The sequence below is a fragment of the Pedobacter sp. 05T44 genome (genome assembly GCF_056395985.1).
Genome location: NZ_JBFTKO010000001.1, coordinates 1173167 through 1195140, shown reverse-complemented (window position 1 = coordinate 1195140; position 21974 = coordinate 1173167). Strand labels below are relative to the sequence as shown.

The window sequence follows — 21974 nt, the reverse complement described above, 5'->3', positions numbered from 1 at the left end:
TGCTTCCCATGCTGGTTTAACCCTTGGAGAGGACGGCGCAACTCACCAGATTCTTGAAGACATAGGCTTAATGAAAATGCTTCCTGGCATGACTGTAATTAACCCTTGTGATTACAATCAAACAAAAGCAGCTACTATTGCTATTGCTGAGCATCATGGACCAGTTTACCTGCGTTTTGGTCGTCCTGTAATCCCTGTATTTACTGATCCTGATCAGAAATTCGAAATCGGTAAAGCATGGATGGTAAATGAAGGTACTGATGTAACCATTATTGCAACCGGACACATGGTTTGGAAAGCCATTGAAGCTGGCGAAAAACTAGCAGAAATGGGAATTGATGCTGAAATCATTAATATCCACACCATTAAACCTTTAGATGAAGCAGCAGTTCTAAAATCTGTAAAGAAAACAGGATGTGTGGTTACCTGCGAAGAGCACAATAAGTTTGGTGGATTAGGAGAAAGCATTGCAAGATTACTTTCAACTGAACTTCCGTCTCCTCAGGAATTTGTTGCTGTTAACGACAGCTTCGGTGAAAGTGGTACTCCTGATCAGTTAATGACTAAATACGGATTAGATTCAATTAATATTATTGAAGCAGCTCAAAAAGTAATTAAAAGAGTAAAAAAATAACTACTTCTTAGCAGAGTATTTTCGGGCCAACGTCGGTTGGCCCGAATTACTTGTATGGAACTGAGTTAAATTGTTTAGGATATTTTGAACACCAGTGCATAACTCAGTTTCGACTCTACACCCGGAACTTTGATCGTTAGTCCGTCCGCAGTTTGCTGAAAATCTGAGGTTGTTCCCGTACCTAACAACGTTACCTTTTTTATAGCTTTGGTATTCAAGGAACTTCCCTTTGCAAGGCTTTTTATGTTCACCTTTCCGTCTTCTGGCCAGCCAAGAACTGTCGCATACAAATCGTTTCCTTTGGCGGTAAATCTGACATCTTTTGAATCAAATGGTTTTCCTTTGCCTTCATTAAAACCTGGCCCGCTTAGCGGAGCAACATTCTCTATTGCAGGTCCCTCACCGAATACCTTCCAGGGTTTGGTTGCATAAATAGCCTCACTGTTGATTTTCATCCATTCTCCTATTTCCTCTACCACTGCCAGCTCATCAGAGTCAATGGATCCGTCGCCTCGTAAAGGTATATTCAGGAGCAGATTCCCGTTTTTACTTACTACGTCCAGTAGGGTATGAATCACGGTTTTGGCCGACTTGTAATGGTGATTGTCAAAAATTCTCCGGTCATAATGCCAGGCACCGATACAGGTATCTGTTTGCCAGGTATAAGGTTCAATTTTATTGCTTTGCCCGCGTTCGATGTCCCAGATCATACACTTGCGCTGTTGTTCATTCAAAATCTTACCATTGACAACAGCGGTAACTTTTCCATTCTTCTTTACGCTTTTGTTGTACAAGTGGGCAGCAATCCTGAGCCCGGCATCACTGATCGGCCACAATGGTAACACAGTATCGTCAAAATAGACCAGCTCGGGATTGTATTTGTCAATAAGATCGATGGTCCTGTTATAAAACTTTTCGATATACTCCTTTGTAGGCTCTGCCACACCGTTTTCCCAACTCCATTGGGCATGAATGGCGCTGTTGTTTTCGCTGTCTTTACTCAGCGGATGATTCTGTGCATACAAATCTTGTGGATCTTTTCCATCCCACCACTTGCCCTTACCATCTTCTGCTTTAACTTTTCCATCGTAAGGAATACCGGCCTTTGGCCCATGTTTGTCCGCTCGCTGAGCAGTTTCCATCCAGCTCCATGCATGCGATGCATGAACACTTACCCCTAATGGTAATTTATATTTTTTTGCAGCTTTGGCCCAACCAGCCATAAGATCTTTTTTAGGCCCCATATTTACAGAATTCCATTCCTGGTATTTGCTATCATAAAGGTCCATGTTGTCGTGGTGATTTGCCAGCGCAACGAAATACTGTGCGCCTGCTTTTTTGTAGAGACCAACAAGATAATCAGGGTCCCATTTTTCAGCCTTCCACTTATTAATTACATCTTTAAATCCAAATTCGCTTGGATGTCCGTACTTTTCCACGTGGTATTTGTACTGATCAGAGCCTTCTTCGTACATACCTCTGGCGTACCAGTCACCTCGCTCAGGTTCGCACTGCGGACCCCAGTGAGCCCAAATGCCGAACTTGGCGTCTTTATACCATTGAGGGACAACGTATTTTTCCAGAGACTCCCAGGTTGGTGAAAAAGGTATCTTTGCGAATTCCTTACTTCCTGCAGGATCTAAAAAATAATTGGTCGCAGCTATTGATTTGGATAAGGCCATCGCTGGAATAATCGTTGCAAGCCCTTTAATTAGATTTCTTCTTTTCATAAAGATTTGTCAATTTGGTCCTTCAAAGGAAGGAATTTTAAAACTTACCGCAGCTAGGTTGTTTAACCATTTCATAAGCAATATTAACATATTGTGGTGTTAATATTGCTTATGAAATGGTTAAGAGGTGACCTGTGGGTATTTCATCGAAAGTGGCCGTTTTGTAATCTAAAGTCTGGTTTTTTATCTGGATATTTCAATTTTGTTTTTGCGAATTGAGGCAACTTCAACTCCGCTATTCTCCACTTTGAGGGTCAGCCTTTTAGTTTTAATAACTAAAAGGCTTTTTTATTTTGGTTAAATATTTTTGTATGTTTTTAGTCACTATTAGATAAATGAAATTGCATTATATTATTTAATTACCCCGAGATGCACCTAAAAATGTTGCTGTTATGTGGTTTGGTCTCGAATTTTGAGATGACTTCAGGGCCAAAGCGGAGCTTCCATTGAATTACCCATTTCTATTTAGTGAAATATATCCTTTCGCGAGTAATTTCTGATTTATACCGATTAGTATTAGCCGATCCTAGTCTGCTTCTTTCCATTAATGATTTTCTGTTAGCATGGCTGTTGGTAAATTAAATAGGCAGTAGGTTTCCGAGGTATGTACTGATTCTTGATTAATTATTTATTCAGAATGACCGATGTAATTAAATTTTTTAAAAAGTTTGCATTTCTTTTCTTTTATTTATATTTTTATGGAAACTAAACTAAAAAATGTCAGCAACAATTAAGAAAGCGCAGCAATTAAGGGCTGACATCATCAAGCAGCTTTATTATAAAAAAAAATCTTCGCTGATTGATTTAAGTAAGCGTACTAAAAAAAGCCTGCCTTTAATTACGTCGGCTGTAAATGCGTTAATGGGGGAGGGGTTAATTATAGAACAGGGTTTCGCGCCATCTACAGGGGGAAGGCGCCCTTTAATGTTTTTATTGAATCCCAATTATAAACGGTACATAATAGCTGTAGCCATGGATCAATTAACTACTCAGTTAACAATATATGATCTCTCGAATCACCAGGTTTTACCAACCCAGGTGGTCGATTTGGATATGACTATGAGTAAAAGTGCCGATACTTTGATCGCATTTATTGATGATTGTATAAAGAAGTCAACAATTGATAAAGAGCGTTTTTTGGGCATTGGTATTGGAATGCCTGGCTTTATCAATGCTGAAAAAGGTATGAATTACTCCTTTATGCAAGTTGAAAAGGACATCAGCCTGCAAGATTACCTCTCAAAAAAAATAGGGTTGCCGGTATACATAGATAACGATTCAAGTTTGATCGCTCTGGCCGAATTAAATTTTGGAGAAGCAAGAAATTTAAGTGATGTGCTCGTGGTCAATATTGGGTGGGGCACTGGCCTTGGAATGATTATCAACGGTAAATTATACCGGGGCAGCAGCGGTTACGCCGGAGAATTTAGCCATATACCCTTGTCTAATTCAAATACTTTGTGTTCCTGCGGCAAGCGGGGATGTCTCGAAGTGGAAACATCTCTTTTGATAATGGTTCAGAAAGCCGAAAAAGCAGTGAGAAATGGTGAAGAAACTAGCTTAAAGGCTCTTTTTAAAGATAAAAGTAAAAGCCATGCTGATCATTTCTTAAATGCAGTTGTAAAGCAAGATCCGCTTGCGATTTCCATTTTAGCTGAAGCCGCATTTCAGATTGGTAAGGGGCTGGCTACTTTAATTCACATTTTAAATCCTGAACGAATCGTGTTAAGTGGACGAGGTGCCAAAGCGGGAAAAATGCTTCTTCCTCCCATACAACAAGCACTCAATGAATTTTGTATACCGCGAATAGCTGAGCAAACTGAAATAATGTTCTCTACCTTAAGTGAAGAGGCAGAGTTGTTAGCAGCTGCCAGTTTAATGGTGGAGAATAGCTTATTCAATTAAAAACTAACTAATATAAATATTTAACTAAAACTAATTGTATATGCAGAAATAAAAGAAGATCCATCAAGAAATCCCTAATTATCCTAAACTAATATTAACTAAATAAATTAAAATTATGAAAAAAATGTACTTAAAGTGTTTTAGTCTGTTGTTGTTATGTTTTTTAACAATAACAGCTTTTGCACAGAAGAATATTACTGGCACGATAAAAGACGCGTCTGGTAATCCCATCCCTGGGGTAAGTGTTCTCGAAAAGGGAACTCAAAATGGAACTTCTACTAACGCCGAAGGAAAATTTGTGCTTTCAGTAAAAGAAGGTGCTAAACTGATTATTAAATCTATCGGTTTGGTTAGCCAGGAAGTTGCCGCTTCAGCCAATCAGACTATTGTGATGGTCGATGACACAGAATCGCTTTCTGAAGTTATTGTTACTGGTTTTGGTGTTAAGAAAGATGTCAAAAGACTAAGTTATTCGGCAACAGCTGTTAGCGGTAGCGAATTGGCAGAAGCAAATAACGCCAATGTGGTAAATGCTTTACAGGGTAAAGTAGCCGGTGTAATGATTAATCAGGGAGCCAGTGGTCCGACTTCTTCTTCAAGAATTAGAATAAGAGGTAATTCATCATTAAGTTCAAATACACAGCCTTTAGTTGTTTATGATGGGATATTAATGGAGCCGGGTACTTCCGGAGCAGACTCATGGGGCGACGCAGCAGATTTTGGTAACATTATGAAAAACATTAACTCTGATGACATAGAGAGTATCAGCGTATTAAAAGGAGCTGCTGCATCATCATTGTATGGTTCAAAAGCTGCAGGTGGTGTATTACTAATTACTTCAAAAAAGGGTAAAACTAGCAAAGGTTTGGGTGTAACTATATCTCAAACGAGCTCTTTTGATAACGMCTATAAATTTGTAGATCTTCAAAATCAATATGGAGGTGGAATTTCTCCCGTATTTGCTAAAGATGCTAACGGAGTAGATGTTGTTGATCAGTCAGCAGGTTACTATGTAGGTGGTTATTCTTTCGGTCCTAAGTTGGATGGCAGAATGGTAAAGGATTTAGATGGCGTAATGAGACCTTGGGTAGCCAATAATCCATTAGATTACTTTAATACCGGAAAGTTTATCAATACAAATGTATCGGTTGAAGGTGCCAGTGAAAACACATCTTATCGTTTAGCCTATACCAATTTAAATAATTCGAGTGTTGAACCTGGAAATAAACTAAAAAGAGATGCATTTGCATTTAGAGTGACCAGAGAAATTTCGAAATCAATTTCAGTTGATGCGAGTGTAAACTACACCATGTCGAATTCGTTGAATCCGGCAAGACAAGGAAGTGCGAATAATCCTTTGTTTGCGTTTACATATTATAAGCCTAGAAATGTTGATTTAAATGCCTATATCAATAACAATATCAACCCGGTAACCGGCGGTGCGTTGGGTTCGAGCGACAGAAATCGTTACGATCCTTACGGCATAGGATCATTTGCCTATGGACTTCAAAATGACAACAGGACTCAAAAGGAAAATAATTTATTGGCAAATATTGATGTAAATATTAAAATTCTTCCTTGGCTTTCGGCTTTGGTAAGAACAAATACTAACTTTTACAATATTGCTTACGAAAGAAAAAATAGAGGAGCTGGTATTGCCTTTGCAGGTGGCGATTACGAAATAACGCAAAATACCAATAAATCCTATCGTGTTCAAGGCTTGTTGAATGCAACTAAAGAACTTTCAAGTGATTTCGAATTGAATGCCTCAATAGGAGCGGAAACTTATCAAAAAAACCTGGGGGATGCTGCATTTTATAACAGGTCGGTTACCAATGGCGGACTTAAAGTTCCTGATCTTTATTCCATTTCAAATTCCATTGATCCTTCAACAACAACGGCTTATCCAAATTTGGGTGAACGTACTGACGCAGTTTATTTGTACGGAGATATTACCTGGAAAAACATGCTGACCTTAAATGTTAGCGGAAGAAATGACTGGTCATCGGCGCTTACTTACAGAGATGGTCACGGTAATTATTCCTATTTTTATCCAAGTGTAGGTTTGGCATGGATATTTACCGAATTACCAGTGTTCCAAAATAGTTCGATATTATCTTTTGGTAAGTTAAGGGGGTCCTACTCTTATACTGGATTGTCAGCAAAACCACAGCAGACCAATACTGATGGCTACTTTAAACTACAAGATGGTAGTTTTAACAATGCTAATGGTGGTAATCAATCGGTTTATGGATTTAGTGACAACATTCTTAGAAATGACAACTTAAAAAATGAGTTGACCAAGGAGTTTGAAATCGGTACCAATTTAGGATTCTTCAAAAACCGTTTGAATTTTGATGTCGCGTACTACAAGAAAAATTCCTACAATCAAATATTAAGCTTTTCTTTACCACAGGAATCGGGAGTTACTTCACAAGCTTTAAACGCTGGTAACATCCAAAATCAAGGTATTGAGGTTTTGATTACTGGTAAGCCAATTGAATCAAGAGATTTTAATTGGAATGCGTCTGTTACCTTTACACGTAACCGGAACAAAATATTGGAATTAGCACCTGGAGTTGAAAGTTACGATTTGGATTTAGCTTTTGGTAACGACATTACTTCTGTAGCCAGAGTAGGGGAACAATATGGATCGTTGATTACAGGTTATGCCTATTCATATTATCAAAAGAAAGACGCAAGCGGTAATCCAGTTGCCAGCCCAAGTAATGGCAAAAAAGTATTAGGTAACACAGGTTATGGAACTACCGGTGGCTATTACACTTTTGTTAGATCGCAGGATTATGATGGAACCAGGAAAAATCTAGGAACCATGATGGAAAATTATCTTGCCAGTACAAGACAAGACCTATCTTATAAAAACTTTTCTTTAGGTTTTCAAATTGATGCTAAAATTGGTGGTTTAATGGCTTCAGGAACCCATCAATATGGATCAGCGAATGGTTCATTCACAAATTCATTATTTGGTAGAGATGAAGCTTCAGGAGGGGTAAGTTATACCGATGCAAATGGCGTAACACAACACGATGGTATTATTCCGGATGGGGTATTAAACGATGGATTAAAGGCTAATGGAGTAGATTTAGGCGGAATGACCTATGCAGATGCGGTTAAACAAGGTTTGTTRAAACCAATCCCGGCTTATGCGTATTATGAAAATTTAAGTCAATGGTCTAGTGGTATTAGAGAATATTCAGTATTTGAAAATTCTTGGGTAGCACTTCGCGAAGTAACGGTAGGCTACACTGTACCAAGTAAGTATTTAAGTAAATTGAAAATAAATACCTTAAGCCTGAATTTAACCGGTAGAAACATAGCTTATCTATACAAAACAGCCAAGGATGGTGTAAATCCTGAAAGTATCTTTAGCAACAGGGCAGGTGCTTTTGCTGAATATGGTGGCTTCCCTTTGGTAAGAAGCTTAGGTTTTAACATCAGAGCATCGTTTTAATTATTTAAATACTACAGATATGAAAATTATAAATAAAGCAAAATATTTTTTCCTTATGGGTTCAACCCTGCTTGCAATGAGCGGTTGTAAAAAGGAAAGCTTTGTAAAGGCAAATTTAAACCCTAATACAATATACGAAGTTAAGCCCGAAGATCAATTTCTTAGAGCTGCAGTAGGCTCTCAAGATGATTTCGAGTACTTTGCAGATGTGTACCGTGCCGCAAACCTTTGGATGCAGTACAGTACGTTAAGCACTGGGAACGGATTGAACTTTAATAATGTTGGCTCGCAATTTAATACGCGTTACGGTAAAATATTTTATGGCAGATTAGGCCCGGCTTTAGCTGATGGGATAAGAAACATAGAATCAATGCCTGATGCTGATAAAAATGCAAGGGTACAGATGAAAGCAATTTCACAAATACTCTTATCATATTATGCATTTTATGTGAGTGACATCAATGGAAGTATTCCTTATACTGAAGCTTTTCAAGCGAGGTATGGCGGCACTAAAACCCCGGGATATGAAACCCAACAGCAAATATTTGCAAAAGTAGATGAAGAGCTGAAAGCAGCTGTAGCGACTTTAAAAGGCTCGGCTACAGGTCAGATCAGTCTTGGCGGAAATGACCCGTATTTCAATGGCGATGCAACACTTTGGGCTAAAGCAGCAAATGCATTACGTTTGAAAATAGCCATTCGCTTAATGAAAGTTGACCCAGCCAAAATGAAAACAATTGCAACTGAAGTATTAGCAGATCCAGTGCAAATGGCAAATGTTAATGATTCCTGGATGCTTAAGGTTGGACCATCTTATGCAAATGCAAATGGAAACTTTAACCCAGCAAACTTTGCAGCAGGTAAACCTGTTTTAGACTTTCTTGTTGCCAAAGGGGATCCTAGATTAGCGATATATTATCGTCCGAATGCAGCTGGAAATTATGTGGGAAGTTTTACCAGTCCTGATGAAGCAAAATTACCTGCAAATAAGCCACTGTATGCTTCGATAGATAATTTATCGCAGCTGCAACACCGGTTATTTACACCTAATTATGACAATAATGATGGCTTGAAAGCTGGTACAGGCAAAGGTTTTTTCCCCGTGCTAACATATGCCGAATATTGTTTTCTACGTGCTGATCTTGCAGCCCGCGGTGTTACTACAGACGTTGCTGAAACATGGTATAAAAATGGCGTATATGCATCTATTAAATTTTACAGTGACAGAGCTGTTGATGCGAATGTAAAAGATTTTACCGCCGTAACCGCTCCGGCAATTGATGCTTATTACAATAAAGCTGGAGTTAAATTTGATGCGGCTAAAGCTACTGAACAAATCGCTTGTCAGGCTTATTTGGATTTTTTCAGACAACCATTAGAAGCCTGGGCCTGGTGGAAAAGAACTGGTTTTCCTAATACTACGTCTGTTTTGGCATGGTCTGAACTAAAGGCCAATGGGACACCGCTAGTTTTAGCGCGTAGAGCTGGTATAGACTTGCTAAGTCCAACCAACTTAAATTATGCAAATCAGCAAACTGCATTGGCAGAAATGGCTAAAAATCCAGATTTTGGAACCGGTCCAAATGATGCTTTTGGTCGTGTTTGGTGGGATAAAAAATAATTGTTAAATTATAAAGCCCTTAATAATTTTATTAAGGGCTTTTTTTAATCAAAAACCATGAGGCCGTTTATTTTTCGATTAAGTTTTTTGCTCTCCTTAGCCATTTTCCCTGTTGTTATAAAGGCTCAGGAAAAAATGATCTCTCCTGCAAAAATAAATTCGATTAAATTGATTGATTTAGGCGGTAAAGAAAGTCGAATTAATTTAAGTAAGGCAGTGGTTTTTGTTTTTTTAAGCCCCGAATGTCCATTATGTAAAAACTATTTACCCGGTTTGGTAAAACTTCACAATGCTAATAAAAGCATCAATTTTTATGGTATAATCCCGGGTACCAGTTATTCATTAAAAGAAATAAATGAACTTAAAAATGAATACGGGATCAACTTCAGTTTATTAACTGACAGAGAGAAACGATTGTCAAAATATTTAGGTGCAACCACAACACCTGAAGTTTTTTTAATCAATAAAATGGGTGCAATAACCTATAGTGGACTAATCGATAACTGGGCTACCTCGCTAGGACAAAAACGCTTGGTAATTACTGAGAAATATCTTGAACAAGCTATAAAAGACCAGTTAAATGGTAAACAAACATTTAAAAAAACTATTCCTGTTGGGTGCCTAATCAACGATATATAATGAGCTCAAAATCTTTACTACTTTCAAAAATTATTACCATTGTAATTGGGTTATTCATTTGCGCAAATAACGTAAATGCCCAAAAAATAACTTACTATAAAGATGTTGCACCCATTATTCAAAATAAGTGTCAATCCTGCCATAGGCCTGGGGAGTCTGCTCCATTTTCTTTATTAACTTATGAGGATGTTGCAAAAAGAGGCTCTTTTATTAAAAAGGTAACACAATCTGGTTATATGCCGCCATGGAAACCAGATAACCATTACAGACTATTTAAGAATGATAGGTCATTAACGAATGAAGAAAAGCTAACTATAGCCAAGTGGGTTGACGCAAAAATGCCAATGGGCAATATTAGCGAAACGCCAAAAACTGCAGTTAAAACATTTATTGAAGGGACCCAGTATTCCAGGAAGCCTGATCTTGTTTTACAAACAATTAAACCATTTAAAGTTATTGGCGATAATAAGGAGCGGTTTATTGTTTTTAAAATTCCTTTTAACATTGGTGCTGAAAATAACGTCGAAGCAATGGAGTTTTTTTCATCCAATAAAAAAGTAATACATCACGCTAACTTTGCCATTCACCCTGTAGCAGATGATATTGAAATTAACCAGGGTGCTGATTTTTTAAACTTAACAGAGGATGACAGGACCAAATATTCGCAGTATTTTCCTTTTAAAAAAACAATGACCTATTATGGTGGATGGATTCCAGGAACGTCCTATGAATCTTATCCCAATAATTTTGGTTGGGTTATGCCTAAACGGGGTGTCATCTTATTAACCATACATTATGCTCCGGTATCAAAAGACGAAGAAAGTATTTCCGGAATAAATTTCTTTTTCAAAAAAACACCAATAGAACGAAAAGTTGAGGTGATTAGCTTAGGTTCTGCCGGTGTAGGCGAAAACGCTATCGAGCCTTATTTTTTCATCCCGGCCGATTCTGTAAGAAAGTTCGAACTAAAAATCACAACACCACAAGATCAATCTTTACTATACATTTGGCCACATATGCATTACTTGGGTAAAATATTCAAATCATATGCGGTAACGCCTCAGCAAGACACAATACAGCTCGTTTCAATCCCATCCTGGGATTTTAGATGGCAAGAAATTTACCAATTTAAAAGTTTAGTAAAAATTCCCAAGGGCTCTGTATTAACCATAGAGGGTACTTATGATAATACAAAGAGTAACCCTAACAATCCCAGTAGTCCGCCTCGAAACGTTTATTCGGCCAATGACATGAAGTCAACCGATGAGATGATGACCATGTTGCTTGTATTTTTACCTTATAAAGAAAATGACGAACAAATAGAACTAAAATAAAGATTTGCAGCTACCCATGTAATAATACTTTAGGTTGATTTAAAAAAAAAATACCATGAAAATAAAGATATGGCTATCTGCACTTTTCTTCTCAGTACTAGCTGTTGTTAACAATGCCAATGGGCAACAGCCTTTATTTTCCTTGCTACCAGCAAAAGAAACAAATATCAGTTTTGTAAATAGGGTAATTGAAACCGATTCATTACATGTGATGAATTATGAATATTTGTATAACGGGTCGGGAGTTGGAGTAGCGGATTTTAATGGTGATGGTTTGCCTGACATTTTTTTTTCGGCAAATGCCGGAGATTATAAATTATACCTTAATAAGGGTAATTTAAAGTTCGAAGATATTACCAATAAAGCAGGTGTAAAAGGAAATGGCACCTGGGCCACAGGAGTAAGCATAGCAGATGTAAATGGAGACGGTTTGCCTGATATATATGTTTGTCATTCAGGAAAATTTCCTGATGATAAACTCAAAAATGAATTGTTTATTAATCAGGGAATTAAAGGAGGTATACCTATTTTTAAAAACATGGCCGAAACTTATGGTCTTGATGCAATAGGAACTCAATCCACACAGGCCGTTTTTTTTGATTATGACAATGATGGTGATTTAGATATGTTTTTGCTAAATCATTCCAACCAAACTTATAAGCCTTTTTTAAATACTAAAAAAGTACGATCTACCCCAAATATGAAATACGGGAATCGTTTATTTAGAAATGATTCTAAAAATAATCAACCTCATTTTGTAGACGTTACTTTAGCCTCAGGGATTATAAACAATGCCTTAAATTTTGGGCTAAGTGTAGCGGTAAGCGATTTAAACAATGATGGCTGGCCAGATATTTATACCTCAAGTGACTATACCGAACAAGATTGCCTTTACATCAATAATAAGAATGGAACTTTTTCGGAAAGTATCCGGAAATCAATTAAACACATCTCAAAATATTCAATGGGTTCGGACATTGCCGATTATAACAATGATGGAAGACCGGATATCTTGACTCTTGACATGCTGCCAGAAGATAACCACAGGCAAAAACTGCTTAAAGGGCCGGATGAATACGATCAATATCACTTATTGTTAGACAGTGGATATTATAACCAGCAAATGAGAAATATGCTACACTTAAATGAAGGTGTGGCGCAGGATGGTAGCTTGCGCTTTAGTGAAATAGGTCAGTTGGCAGGTGTTTCTAATACAGATTGGAGTTGGGCATCGTTATTTGCAGATTTTGACAACGATGGCTGGAAAGATTTATTTATATCCAATGGTTATTTAAGAGATTTTACCGACATGGATTTCTTAAAATATACAGTTGCCAGTGCACAAAAAGAATCGCTTAAACAAGGGAATTTAAAGTTTCAAACTTTCGATTTGGTAAAAAAAATGCCCTCAAACAAAATTTCAAATTATATTTTTTCTAACAATCATGATTTAACTTTTAGTAACAAAACGGCAGAGTGGGGAGTTTCAGAGCCTTCTGTTTCCAATGGTGCCGCTTATGCTGATTTAGATAATGACGGTGATCTGGACTTGATTGTTTGTAATATAAACTCACCTGTAATGGTGTATAAAAATAACTCAGAATTACTAAAACCCAACTATTTGAAAATTGAGCTTGTCGGTACAGGGTTAAATACGGCTGCAATAGGAGCTAAAATTTATGTTAAAACAAAAGATAACATACAGTATCAGGAAAAATATGTGGTACGTGGTTATCAATCTAGTGTAAGTCAAACAAATTGTTTTGGTGTAGGTAAAAATACTGAAATAAATTCCGTTAGGGTCATTTGGCCTGATGGAAAAGAGAGCTTTATTGAAAACATACAATCGAACCGAACATTAACTTTCAATCAGAAGGATGCGGTAATCAAAAAAGAGAATATTACTAAAACAAAACCCTTGTTTGTAGATAACAAACTAGAATCGGGACTAGAATTTAAACATAATGAGAATGATTTTATAGACTTTAAAGTCGAAACGCTTTTACCTTATCAGCTATCAAAATTCGGCCCTGCTTTAGCCAAGGCAGATGTTAATAAAGATGGAATAGAAGATGTTTTTATAGGAGGGGCAATTGGACAGACAGGTCAATTATTCTTAGGTAATAAAGAAGGAAACTTTAATCCCTCGCCAAATCAACCTTGGGATGAAGACAAAGTGAGTGAAGATGTAAATGCAGTTTTTTTTGATGCAAATGGCGATGGGGCTCCTGATCTTTGGGTGGTAAGCGGTGGAAATGAATATGATGAAAACGCGCCTGAATATCAGGATCGATTATATCTAAATGATGGGAAAGGTATTTTTCACAAAGCTAAAGACGCATTGCCGAAAATGTGGAGTAGTAAACAGGCTATTAGCGTTGTTGACTTTGATAAGGATGGAGATTTAGATGTTTTTGTTGGCGGAATGAGTAAACCGGGCTCTTTCCCGCTATGTAGTAAAAGCTATTTGCTGCGAAATGAATCAAAAGGAGGGGAAGTAAAATTTAGCGACGTAACCAGCCAACTTTCTCCCGATTTGGAGTACGCGGGAATGGTTGTTACATCTTGTTGGCAGGATTTGAATAAAGATGGATATCCAGAATTGTTAATTGGCGGAGACTGGATGTCGTTAAAGAAGTTTAAAAATGAGAATGGGGTTTTGAAATATGATAAAGACTCGGGCTTAGAAAATTCAGACGGTATGTGGAGTAAGATCGTACCAATGGATGTGAATAATGATGGAGCAATTGATTTCGTTGTAGGGAATTGTGGTTTAAACAATCAATTTAAAGCGAATAGTAAGCAACCAATGACCATCTATGCTTCAGATTTTAATAATGATGGCGTATTAGATCCAATTATGTGTTACTACATTCAGGGAGAAAACTATCCAATGGCATCTAGAGATGAACTACTTGATCAGATGGTTCAATTAAAAAAACGGTTTTTAAGTTATAGTTCCTATTCGGACATAACTATAGATAAGTTATTTACACCGGAGCAGTTAAACCAAAGTCAGAAATTTTACTGCAAACAACTCGAAACATCAATTTTGTTAAATGATGGAACCGGGAAGTTTACCATTAAGCCCCTTCCGATCGAAGCGCAGTTTTCCAGAACATGGGGTATAGTTGTAGATGATTTTAACAAGGATGGAAAAGATGATCTCCTTTTGAGTGGAAATTTTTATCCCTATCGGGTTCAGCTAGGTCAGGCAGATGCTGGTTTGGGTTTACTTTTAATTGGAAATGGCAAAGGTGATTTTAAACCAATGTCTCCTTACGATTCGGGGCTGTATATAGATGGAGACGTTAGAAATATGATTGAGATTAAAGGAGAAACCAAAAAAATTATTATCGTTAAAAATAATGATAAAGTTCAGCTTTTAAAGGCTGCTAATTAAATCGAACAGCATGAAGATATACTTGTTTTTATTTATTTTTTGTATTTCTACAGGTGCAAATGGGCAGTGGAGCAAAATTGAAAATGATCCCTTTCCTCTGCACAGATCTCAAAAAGCCCTTTCTGATATTATTGTAAGCGATATATTTTCTCCACCTGTTGCGAGTAGAATATTTGTTTATTCAAACATTGCCGCATATGAAATTCAGGCTAAGAGTAATAGTCAGTTTCAATCCTTAAAAGGACAATTGAACGGCTTTAATGGAATTCCAAACGCCGACAACAAACAAATTAGCTATTCACTAGCTGCTACCTACGCATATTGGCAGGTTGCAAAACGGCTTGTATTCTCCGATCAGGTAGCTTTAGATAGTTTAAACAGTATCCTTTTGTGGTATAAAATAAAAGGATATCCTGAAACTGTAGTTCAGAACTCAATTTTATATGGTAAAAAGGTGTCAGATTCTATATTAAGGTGGGTTGATCAGGATCAGTATAAAGAAACACGTAAATTAAGACGTTATAGTATTGTTAAAAAAGAAGGTAGTTGGGCACCTACTCCACCTGGTTATATGGCGGCAGTGGAACCTTATTGGAATAAAATAAGACCACTATGTATGAAAACGGCCGATCAATTTAAACCTTCTCCTCCTCCGGCTTATAGTAGGGATAAAAATAGTGCCTTTTACAAAACTGCCAATGAGGTTTATCTAACGGGTAAAAACCTAAATGATGAACAATTAAACATTGCAAAATTTTGGGATTGCAATCCTTTCTTTTTAAATGTAAATGGACATATGAATTATGCAACGAAAAAGATATCACCAGGAGCACATTGGATTTCTATTGCTGGCATTGCCTGCAAACTGAAAACTTTTAATTATATACAAAGTAGTTTTGCATACACGTCTACATGTATTGCATTGTTTGATGCGTTTATTAGTTGTTGGGATGAAAAATACAGGAGCAACTATATCCGGCCGGAAACATTTATAAATTCTAATATTGATGAAAATTGGCAGCCAATTCTGCAAACGCCACCATTCCCAGAATACCCAAGTGGGCATAGTGTTGCTTCAACATCAGCAGCCTATATTCTAACTAAAATATTTGGAGATAATTTTAAATTTCAAGACAATACAGAGGTTGATTATGGATTACCAATAAGAAGCTTTACTTCTTTTGATCAGGCGGCTAAAGAAGCGGCTATCAGTAGGCTTTACGGTGGAATTCATTATAGGCCGGCTATTGAAAATGGCCAAATTCAGGGGAGGGATATTGGGAAGCATCAGACAGAAAAAATTATAATGCAAAAAAAATAATTTAAGAACACAGTCGAGATTCAACCGTTTGAAAGCACCAAGCCAATACCTTATCTTTACAATCTTAGAATTTTGCAGGATGAAAAGATACCTTTTACTACTCTTATTATTCACCGCGCTGTCGGGGTATACACAAAACACGATCAATAACTACAAATACATACTGGTGCCTGAGCAATTCAGTTTCTTTAAAGAAGTGAACAAGTATGGTCTGAACAACCTGACCAGGAAGTTGTTGGAAGAAAAAGGGTTTACGGTTTATTTTGATAATGAAAATTTGCCGGTGGAAATCGCCGCTAACAAATGTAAGGCAATGACTGCAGATCTTACAGAAAAAAAAGGAATGTTTACCACCAGACTTACGCTGATATTAAAAGACTGTCAGGGTAACGTAGTTTTCAAGGGCGAGGAAGGTAAAAGTAAGGAAAAGGATTTTACTGCGGCTTATCAGGAGGCMTTACAAAACGCCTTTATTTCTTTCAATGAACTTCCCTATGCTTTTTCAGGTGATGTCCAGATGGCTGAAAGTGTAAAAGCACCCGAGGTCGTTGCTGCGCCGGCAAATCAACAGGCAGCAGGGGCTGAAACTACCGAGCCATCAGGTACACTATATGCCCAGGTAACGACAACTGGTTTTCAGTTGGTCGATACCACACCGAAAAAAATGCTGACCCTATTTAAAACTTCTGTTGAGAATTGTTTTATTGCCGAGGGTAGTCAGCACAAAGGTATGGTACTAAAAAAAGACGGGAAGTGGTTCTTTGAATACTACAACAATGATAAACTGATTATTGAAGAATTACTGATTAAGTTTTAGTTTCTCATTTTAAAGTAAGGTTATTGATGTTGTTTAAGCCACTCTGCGCGTCGTTGATCGGGAAGATGTTTTACAGAGAAATTTTCAAACCGGGCCTCAAAGCCGTTTCCATCAGGAGAGGCAGCCATAAGGCCAACCATAACAGGAGTATTGTCCTGTAACGGAGCATTGCGGGTCATGATATAGTTTTTATCATCAAAAGAATAATAAATCTCGATAGCATCCAATCTCCGTAATGCCTTAATCCAAATAAAAGGAGGCATCTTGTTAAGTGTGGTCACGCTCCAGTCACTCTTTTCATTGGTCACCACTGTACTGATATTAAATTTACCATCCACAAATTCAACCCCGGTTTTAATATAGTTTTTTTGATCAATACGAATCATAAGTCCCATTTGATCGAATCGGGCTTTGTAATCACCTGTTAACTTTACCTTTGTTTCAAACTCGCCACCGTAAGTGCTGTAATAAAAAGGCGCATCGTCAACCGTGAAACCATAATGTGATATTCGCCAATAATCAGTTTTGGGTGTTACCTGCATAATTAAGCTGCCGTCTTTGATCTGCCATCGTTCCGGTTCATTATACCAATTCATTTTCTCCAGACTCTGGGCACTGATTTCGCTGAAACTCAGCATTAGCGTAATCGCCAGTAAGGTTTTTTTTATATTTTTCATAGCTTCGAAAGCTTAACTTGTGCACTCCAAATTTACAGTTTGCTAATCTTACACAAATGGCTATAAATAACCATCAATACACCAAAGAGATGCGTGATTTGCTTGACATAAAACTATTTTCTCAACCAATTTCTGGTAAACTTCAACCTGATCTGCTACTCGATGACGGCAAAATAATCGCTGGAATGTATTCAAAACTAGAAAATGCCATCAGCGTATTGAGTGATATGAGGGCAAGAAAAAGTTATATCTATCCTGGTGGAGTTGCCCGTCAACTTGGTTTTGAACCCACGCGAACAGAAATAAATTCAATCTGGGAAGATGAACTGTTAGCCCGGGTTCATCCTGAAGATCTTCAAAAGAAGTACAGACTGGAATTTAAATTTTTCCAGCTAATTAAATCTATTGACTTAGCTGATCGTCTCAATTACAGTCTGATCACAAGGTTACGGATAAGAAACAGCGAAGGAAAATATGTCATGATCAAACATCGTCTGCTTTACCTTAGCAGTACCAAAGAAGGGGATGTTTGGTTAACCCTCTGTTTATACAACGTGGTGTATGATCATCCTGGATTTGACGTCCCTGAAGGTCTTATCATTAATTCCGGTACAGGTACAATAGTAGATAGTGAGCAGGGACGGTTCGAAGACATACTCTCTATACGAGAAGGACAGATTCTTCACCTTATTAACCAGGGGTTAAGGAGTAAAGAGATAGCCAGTAAACTGTCTCTGAGTATCCATACTGTGAACAGGCACAGGCAGAATATTTTTCAGAAACTCAATGTAAACAACGCAATGGAAGCCTGCAGGGTTGCCGATGCTGCGGGTCTACTACATCGGCCATAGAGAATGGATTAATAAACAAGGGACATTCGGAATGTTTTGGCATGATTTTGAACCGATTTTTCATTATTTACTTATTAAACGCTCAGCACATTGACCAGATCCAGTTTATCAGCAAATGCCAAGTATTTTAAAGACGGGGGTGAGATGGGAGAACTTACCCGGAACTTTGACTGGTCAAAGTCTGTTTTAGGTAGTCCGGAAAAATGGCCGCAAAGTTTGCTGACCACCGTAAATATTATCCTCAGATCAAAGTTTCCAATGTTTTTGTGGTGGGGGAAAGAACTCATTCAGTTTTACAATGATGCTTACCGCCCAAGCCTCGGTAATGAAGGGAAACATCCTGTCGCATTGGGACAAAAGGGTGCGGAATGTTGGCCGGAAATTTGGCCTACTATAAAGCCGTTGATCGATCAGGTTATGGGAGGAGGAGCGTCTACCTGGAGCGAAGATCAACTCATTCCTATCTATCGCAATGGCAGAGTAGAGGATGTTTACTGGACTTTCAGCTACAGTGGTGTGGATGACGAAAACGGAGCCGTTGGCGGGGTATTGGTCATTTGTTCTGAAACGACTAAAAAGGTAAAAGCCTATGATGAAGTTGAACAAGCCAAAAAGGAATTGGAATTTGCAATTGAGGCTGCAGAACTTGGCACATGGGATCTTAATCCACAAACCAATAGGTTTATTGGAAACCAACGGCTAAAAGCTTGGTTCGGCTTGTCTGCGGACGATGAAGTTGAACTGCCTAAGGCGACAAGTATTATTGCTGAAGCCGATCGTCCGCGTGTATTGGATGCCATCGGCGAGGCGATGACTTATAGTTCCGGAGGAAGTTATGACATCGATTATATCATTCAGCCTCCTGACAATCCTATCCCCAGGCATGTACGCGCTAAAGGGAAAGCATTATTTAACACGGATTTGCAGGCCATTCGATTCAGTGGCATATTGCAGGATATTACGGAGCAAAAGAAAGATGAGGTCCGAAAAAATGACTTTATTGCGATGGTCAGTCATGAACTGAAAACACCATTAACCTCATTAAAAGCTTATGTGCAGGTGTTGATGCGAAAAGCGAATATCAAATCTGATGAATTCAGTGCAGCGACGCTGATTAAACTCGATACCCAAGTGAATAAAATGGCAGGCCTTATAAACAGCTTCCTGGATGTCTCCCGTTTAGATTCTGGTAAAATACACCTGGATAAGAAAGAATTTCTGATCAACGATCTGATTTTGGAAGTGCTGGAAACCTTTTTTGCACCTGTTATCATTACCCCCCTTCATTTTAAGCCTGGTCCAGATTTAACAGTCATGGCCGATCGGGAAAAGATTGGTCAGGTAATCAATAACCTGGTCAGTAATGCCATAAAATATAACGTGGGAGGGATGCCCGTAGCCCTGAGCTGCCATAAAGAAGACGGTAAAGCTATAATTTGTGTGTCTGACCAGGGCTTGGGCATAAAAGAAGAGGACCTCCCTCATGTATTTGAACGTTTTTATCGGGTGAATGATGAACAGGGCCGATCCATTTCCGGGTTTGGGATAGGGTTGTACCTCTGCTGGGAGCTAATTCATTTTCATGATGGAGAAATCTATGCAGAAAGTGAGTGGGGAAAAGGTTCTGTTTTTTCTTTTAGTTTACCCTTAATTTCTGATTAATCAATTTCAAGATTGTATCCTTCATTCAACCAATGGAATTAGCCGGCTAAAATTAATCTTTTACAACCTTAATAAACGAAGGCCCAAACTGGCATACTTTATCTTTGATTCTGTTCCATACTACAAATTTATGGCGATATGGGTATGCGAAAGTTATTCTAAACCGGCAATGTTGTTGTTGGATTAACGATGGTAAATAAAAATCAATTATTTAGGCAATGGTTACCAAAAACAGAAAAAGATTGGACAAGGCTTAACAATAAGTTATATTTCCATTCCAAAAGATTAGGCGGAGCCGGAAGGAATTTGTTTACCTCAGCCTCCTTTTATATAACAATATGGAAATCAAATGAAATTAATTAAGACCTTACTACTCCTTGCATTAGTTAATAGTTGTATGCATCTGTTTGCACAAAAGCAGCAAAGGGGAACTGCGGCAAAACGACCAAATATTGTGATTATCATTTCAGATGATCATGCCTATCAGACCATAAGCGCCTATGGTAGTAAATTGATGAAAACCCCCAATATAGACCGGATTGCAAATGAAGGGGTTCGTTTTGATAAGGCATATGTAACCAACTCCATTTGTGGTCCCAGCAGGGCAGTAATCCTGACTGGAAAATACAGTCATAAAAATGGATTTAAAGATAATGAAAGTTCAGTTTTTAATGGCGACCAGGACTCCTTTGCAAAGCAGTTGCAGAGAGGCGGCTATCAGACTGCATGGATTGGCAAATGGCATCTGGAAAGCAAACCCCAGGGTTTTGATTTTTGGCAGGTATTGCCTAATCAGGGACAATATTTCAATCCGGATTTTGACATGATGGACGGTAGCAAAAAAAGAATTGACGGCTACGTAACCAATGTAATTACGGATGAAGCTGAAAACTGGTTGGATAAAAGAGACGAATCCAAACCATTTTGCCTTGTTATCGGACATAAGGCCACACATCGTGTTTGGTTGCCAGATACTGCTGATCTGGGGCGCTTTGATAAGGTTAACTTTCCGCTTCCGGCCAATTTTTACGATACCTACCAAAACAGAAAAGCTGCCGAGATACAGGACATGTCCATTGAAAAGACCATGCTAATGGGGTATGACCTAAAGATGTTCGGTTCTGATGATAAGGAGAATAAAGATGGTAATTTTAGTAGGATGAACGCCGCCCAGCGTGCTAAAGTTGATGCTTATTATAAGCCTATAGAAGCACAATTTAATGCATTGAAATTACAGGGAAAAGCACTTACCGAATGGAAATTCCAACGTTATATGCGCGATTACTTAAGTACTGCAACCTCCCTGGACCGAAACATCGGGCGCACACTGGACTACCTGGATCAACATGGTCTGAGCAAGAATACTATTGTAATCTATCTGTCTGATCAGGGATTTTATATGGGAGAACACGGATGGTTTGATAAACGTTGGATTTATGAGGAGTCATTCCGTACCCCTATGGTTATGCGATACCCCGGCCAGGTAAAAGCAGGCACTGTTTCCAATCGTTTTGTGATGAACCTGGACATTGCCCCAACCGTACTTGATGCTGCGGGGTTGCCTATCCCAAAAGATATACAAGGCATATCTATGTTGCCGGCCTTAAAAAACCATGCTGATAAAGGCAGACAGGTTTTATACTATCATTATTATGAAAATGGTGAGCATTCAGTTTCCCCTCATTTCGGGATTCGCACAAAGAGGTACAAGTTGATCCGGTTCTATAAGCGTGTAGTAGGGTGGGAGTTGTACGATCTGCAAAAAGATCCACATGAAATGGATAATAAATATGGGAAAAAAGGATACGAAACCATCACTGCCGACTTATATCAAGAGCTAAACAGGCAAATCAATAAATTTGAAGATCAGGATGCGTTGCAAATCTTGAACGAAAGATAAGATCAAGT

14 protein-coding genes are annotated in these 21974 nt (G+C 38.1%); 12 read left to right on the top strand and 2 right to left on the bottom strand.

The features are described 5' to 3' along the window. On the top strand, window positions 1–634 hold a 634-nt coding region (locus tag AC1DDK_RS04790; RefSeq protein WP_477633869.1), incomplete at its 5' end, for a transketolase family protein. 74 nt (window positions 635–708) lie between these two features. Here the strand turns inward: AC1DDK_RS04790 and AC1DDK_RS04785 are convergent. Further along, window positions 709–2364, bottom strand: a complete 1656-nt coding sequence (locus tag AC1DDK_RS04785; RefSeq protein WP_288884338.1) for an alpha-L-fucosidase — start codon at window positions 2362–2364, stop codon at window positions 709–711. A gap of 717 nt (window positions 2365–3081) precedes the next feature. Here AC1DDK_RS04785 and AC1DDK_RS04780 point away from each other — a divergent pair. From AC1DDK_RS04780 to AC1DDK_RS04745, 8 genes are all read left to right on the top strand, one after another. After that, window positions 3082–4269 (top strand): ROK family protein, encoded by a 1188-nt coding sequence (locus AC1DDK_RS04780; RefSeq protein ID WP_172661062.1) that lies wholly within the window; start codon window positions 3082–3084, stop codon window positions 4267–4269. A gap of 115 nt (window positions 4270–4384) precedes the next feature. Beyond that, on the top strand, window positions 4385–7741 hold the full coding sequence (locus AC1DDK_RS04775) for a SusC/RagA family TonB-linked outer membrane protein (protein WP_477633868.1): 3357 nt from the start codon (window positions 4385–4387) through the stop codon (window positions 7739–7741). Between the two features lie 19 nt (window positions 7742–7760). Then, on the top strand, window positions 7761–9362 hold the full coding sequence (locus AC1DDK_RS04770) for a SusD/RagB family nutrient-binding outer membrane lipoprotein (RefSeq protein WP_288884335.1): 1602 nt from the start codon (window positions 7761–7763) through the stop codon (window positions 9360–9362). 57 nt (window positions 9363–9419) lie between these two features. After that, entirely contained in the window at window positions 9420–10001 is a 582-nt protein-coding gene (locus tag AC1DDK_RS04765; RefSeq protein ID WP_288884333.1) for a redoxin domain-containing protein, read from the top strand. Next, window positions 10001–11335 carry a cytochrome c gene (locus AC1DDK_RS04760; RefSeq protein ID WP_288884331.1) on the top strand — a complete coding sequence of 445 codons (1335 nt, stop codon included), beginning with the start codon at window positions 10001–10003 and terminating at the stop codon, window positions 11333–11335. The genes AC1DDK_RS04765 and AC1DDK_RS04760 overlap by 1 nt, the downstream gene beginning before the upstream one ends. 55 nt (window positions 11336–11390) lie before the next feature. Beyond that, entirely contained in the window at window positions 11391–14738 is a 3348-nt protein-coding gene (locus AC1DDK_RS04755; protein WP_337715905.1) for a VCBS repeat-containing protein, read from the top strand. Between the two features lie 10 nt (window positions 14739–14748). Continuing rightward, entirely contained in the window at window positions 14749–16059 is a 1311-nt protein-coding gene (locus AC1DDK_RS04750) for a vanadium-dependent haloperoxidase (protein WP_288879525.1), read from the top strand. Between the two features lie 79 nt (window positions 16060–16138). Continuing rightward, window positions 16139–16876, top strand: coding sequence for a hypothetical protein (locus AC1DDK_RS04745; RefSeq protein WP_172661056.1), 738 nt, complete (start codon window positions 16139–16141; stop codon window positions 16874–16876). A 20-nt stretch (window positions 16877–16896) separates the two neighbouring features. Here AC1DDK_RS04745 and AC1DDK_RS04740 read toward each other — a convergent pair whose 3' ends face one another. Next, window positions 16897–17553 (bottom strand): DUF1349 domain-containing protein, encoded by a 657-nt coding sequence (locus AC1DDK_RS04740; RefSeq protein ID WP_288879528.1) that lies wholly within the window; start codon window positions 17551–17553, stop codon window positions 16897–16899. Window positions 17554–17609: 56 nt separating this feature from the next. On the opposite strand from AC1DDK_RS04740, the gene AC1DDK_RS04735 reads away from it, so the two are divergent. The 3 genes from AC1DDK_RS04735 (at window position 17610) to AC1DDK_RS04725 (ending at window position 21966) form a co-directional block, all read left to right on the top strand. Beyond that, entirely contained in the window at window positions 17610–18404 is a 795-nt protein-coding gene (locus AC1DDK_RS04735; RefSeq protein WP_172661054.1) for a response regulator transcription factor, read from the top strand. Between the two features lie 90 nt (window positions 18405–18494). Then, window positions 18495–20066 carry an ATP-binding protein gene (locus tag AC1DDK_RS04730; protein ID WP_172661053.1) on the top strand — a complete coding sequence of 524 codons (1572 nt, stop codon included), beginning with the start codon at window positions 18495–18497 and terminating at the stop codon, window positions 20064–20066. A gap of 349 nt (window positions 20067–20415) precedes the next feature. Next, window positions 20416–21966 (top strand): sulfatase family protein, encoded by a 1551-nt coding sequence (locus AC1DDK_RS04725; RefSeq protein WP_288879533.1) that lies wholly within the window; start codon window positions 20416–20418, stop codon window positions 21964–21966. Window positions 21967–21974: the final 8 nt, after the last annotated feature.

Coding starts and splice junctions, on each gene's coding strand:
- AC1DDK_RS04780 (WP_172661062.1), top strand. CDS start 3,082: ATGTCAGCAACAATTAAGAAAGCGCAGCAATTAAGGGCTGACATCATC.
- AC1DDK_RS04750 (WP_288879525.1), top strand. CDS start 14,749: ATGAAGATATACTTGTTTTTATTTATTTTTTGTATTTCTACAGGTGCA.
- AC1DDK_RS04785 (WP_288884338.1), bottom strand. CDS start 2,364: ATGAAAAGAAGAAATCTAATTAAAGGGCTTGCAACGATTATTCCAGCG.
- AC1DDK_RS04740 (WP_288879528.1), bottom strand. CDS start 17,553: ATGAAAAATATAAAAAAAACCTTACTGGCGATTACGCTAATGCTGAGT.
- AC1DDK_RS04770 (WP_288884335.1), top strand. CDS start 7,761: ATGAAAATTATAAATAAAGCAAAATATTTTTTCCTTATGGGTTCAACC.
- AC1DDK_RS04725 (WP_288879533.1), top strand. CDS start 20,416: ATGAAATTAATTAAGACCTTACTACTCCTTGCATTAGTTAATAGTTGT.
- AC1DDK_RS04735 (WP_172661054.1), top strand. CDS start 17,610: ATGGCTATAAATAACCATCAATACACCAAAGAGATGCGTGATTTGCTT.
- AC1DDK_RS04765 (WP_288884333.1), top strand. CDS start 9,420: ATGAGGCCGTTTATTTTTCGATTAAGTTTTTTGCTCTCCTTAGCCATT.
- AC1DDK_RS04760 (WP_288884331.1), top strand. CDS start 10,001: ATGAGCTCAAAATCTTTACTACTTTCAAAAATTATTACCATTGTAATT.
- AC1DDK_RS04755 (WP_337715905.1), top strand. CDS start 11,391: ATGAAAATAAAGATATGGCTATCTGCACTTTTCTTCTCAGTACTAGCT.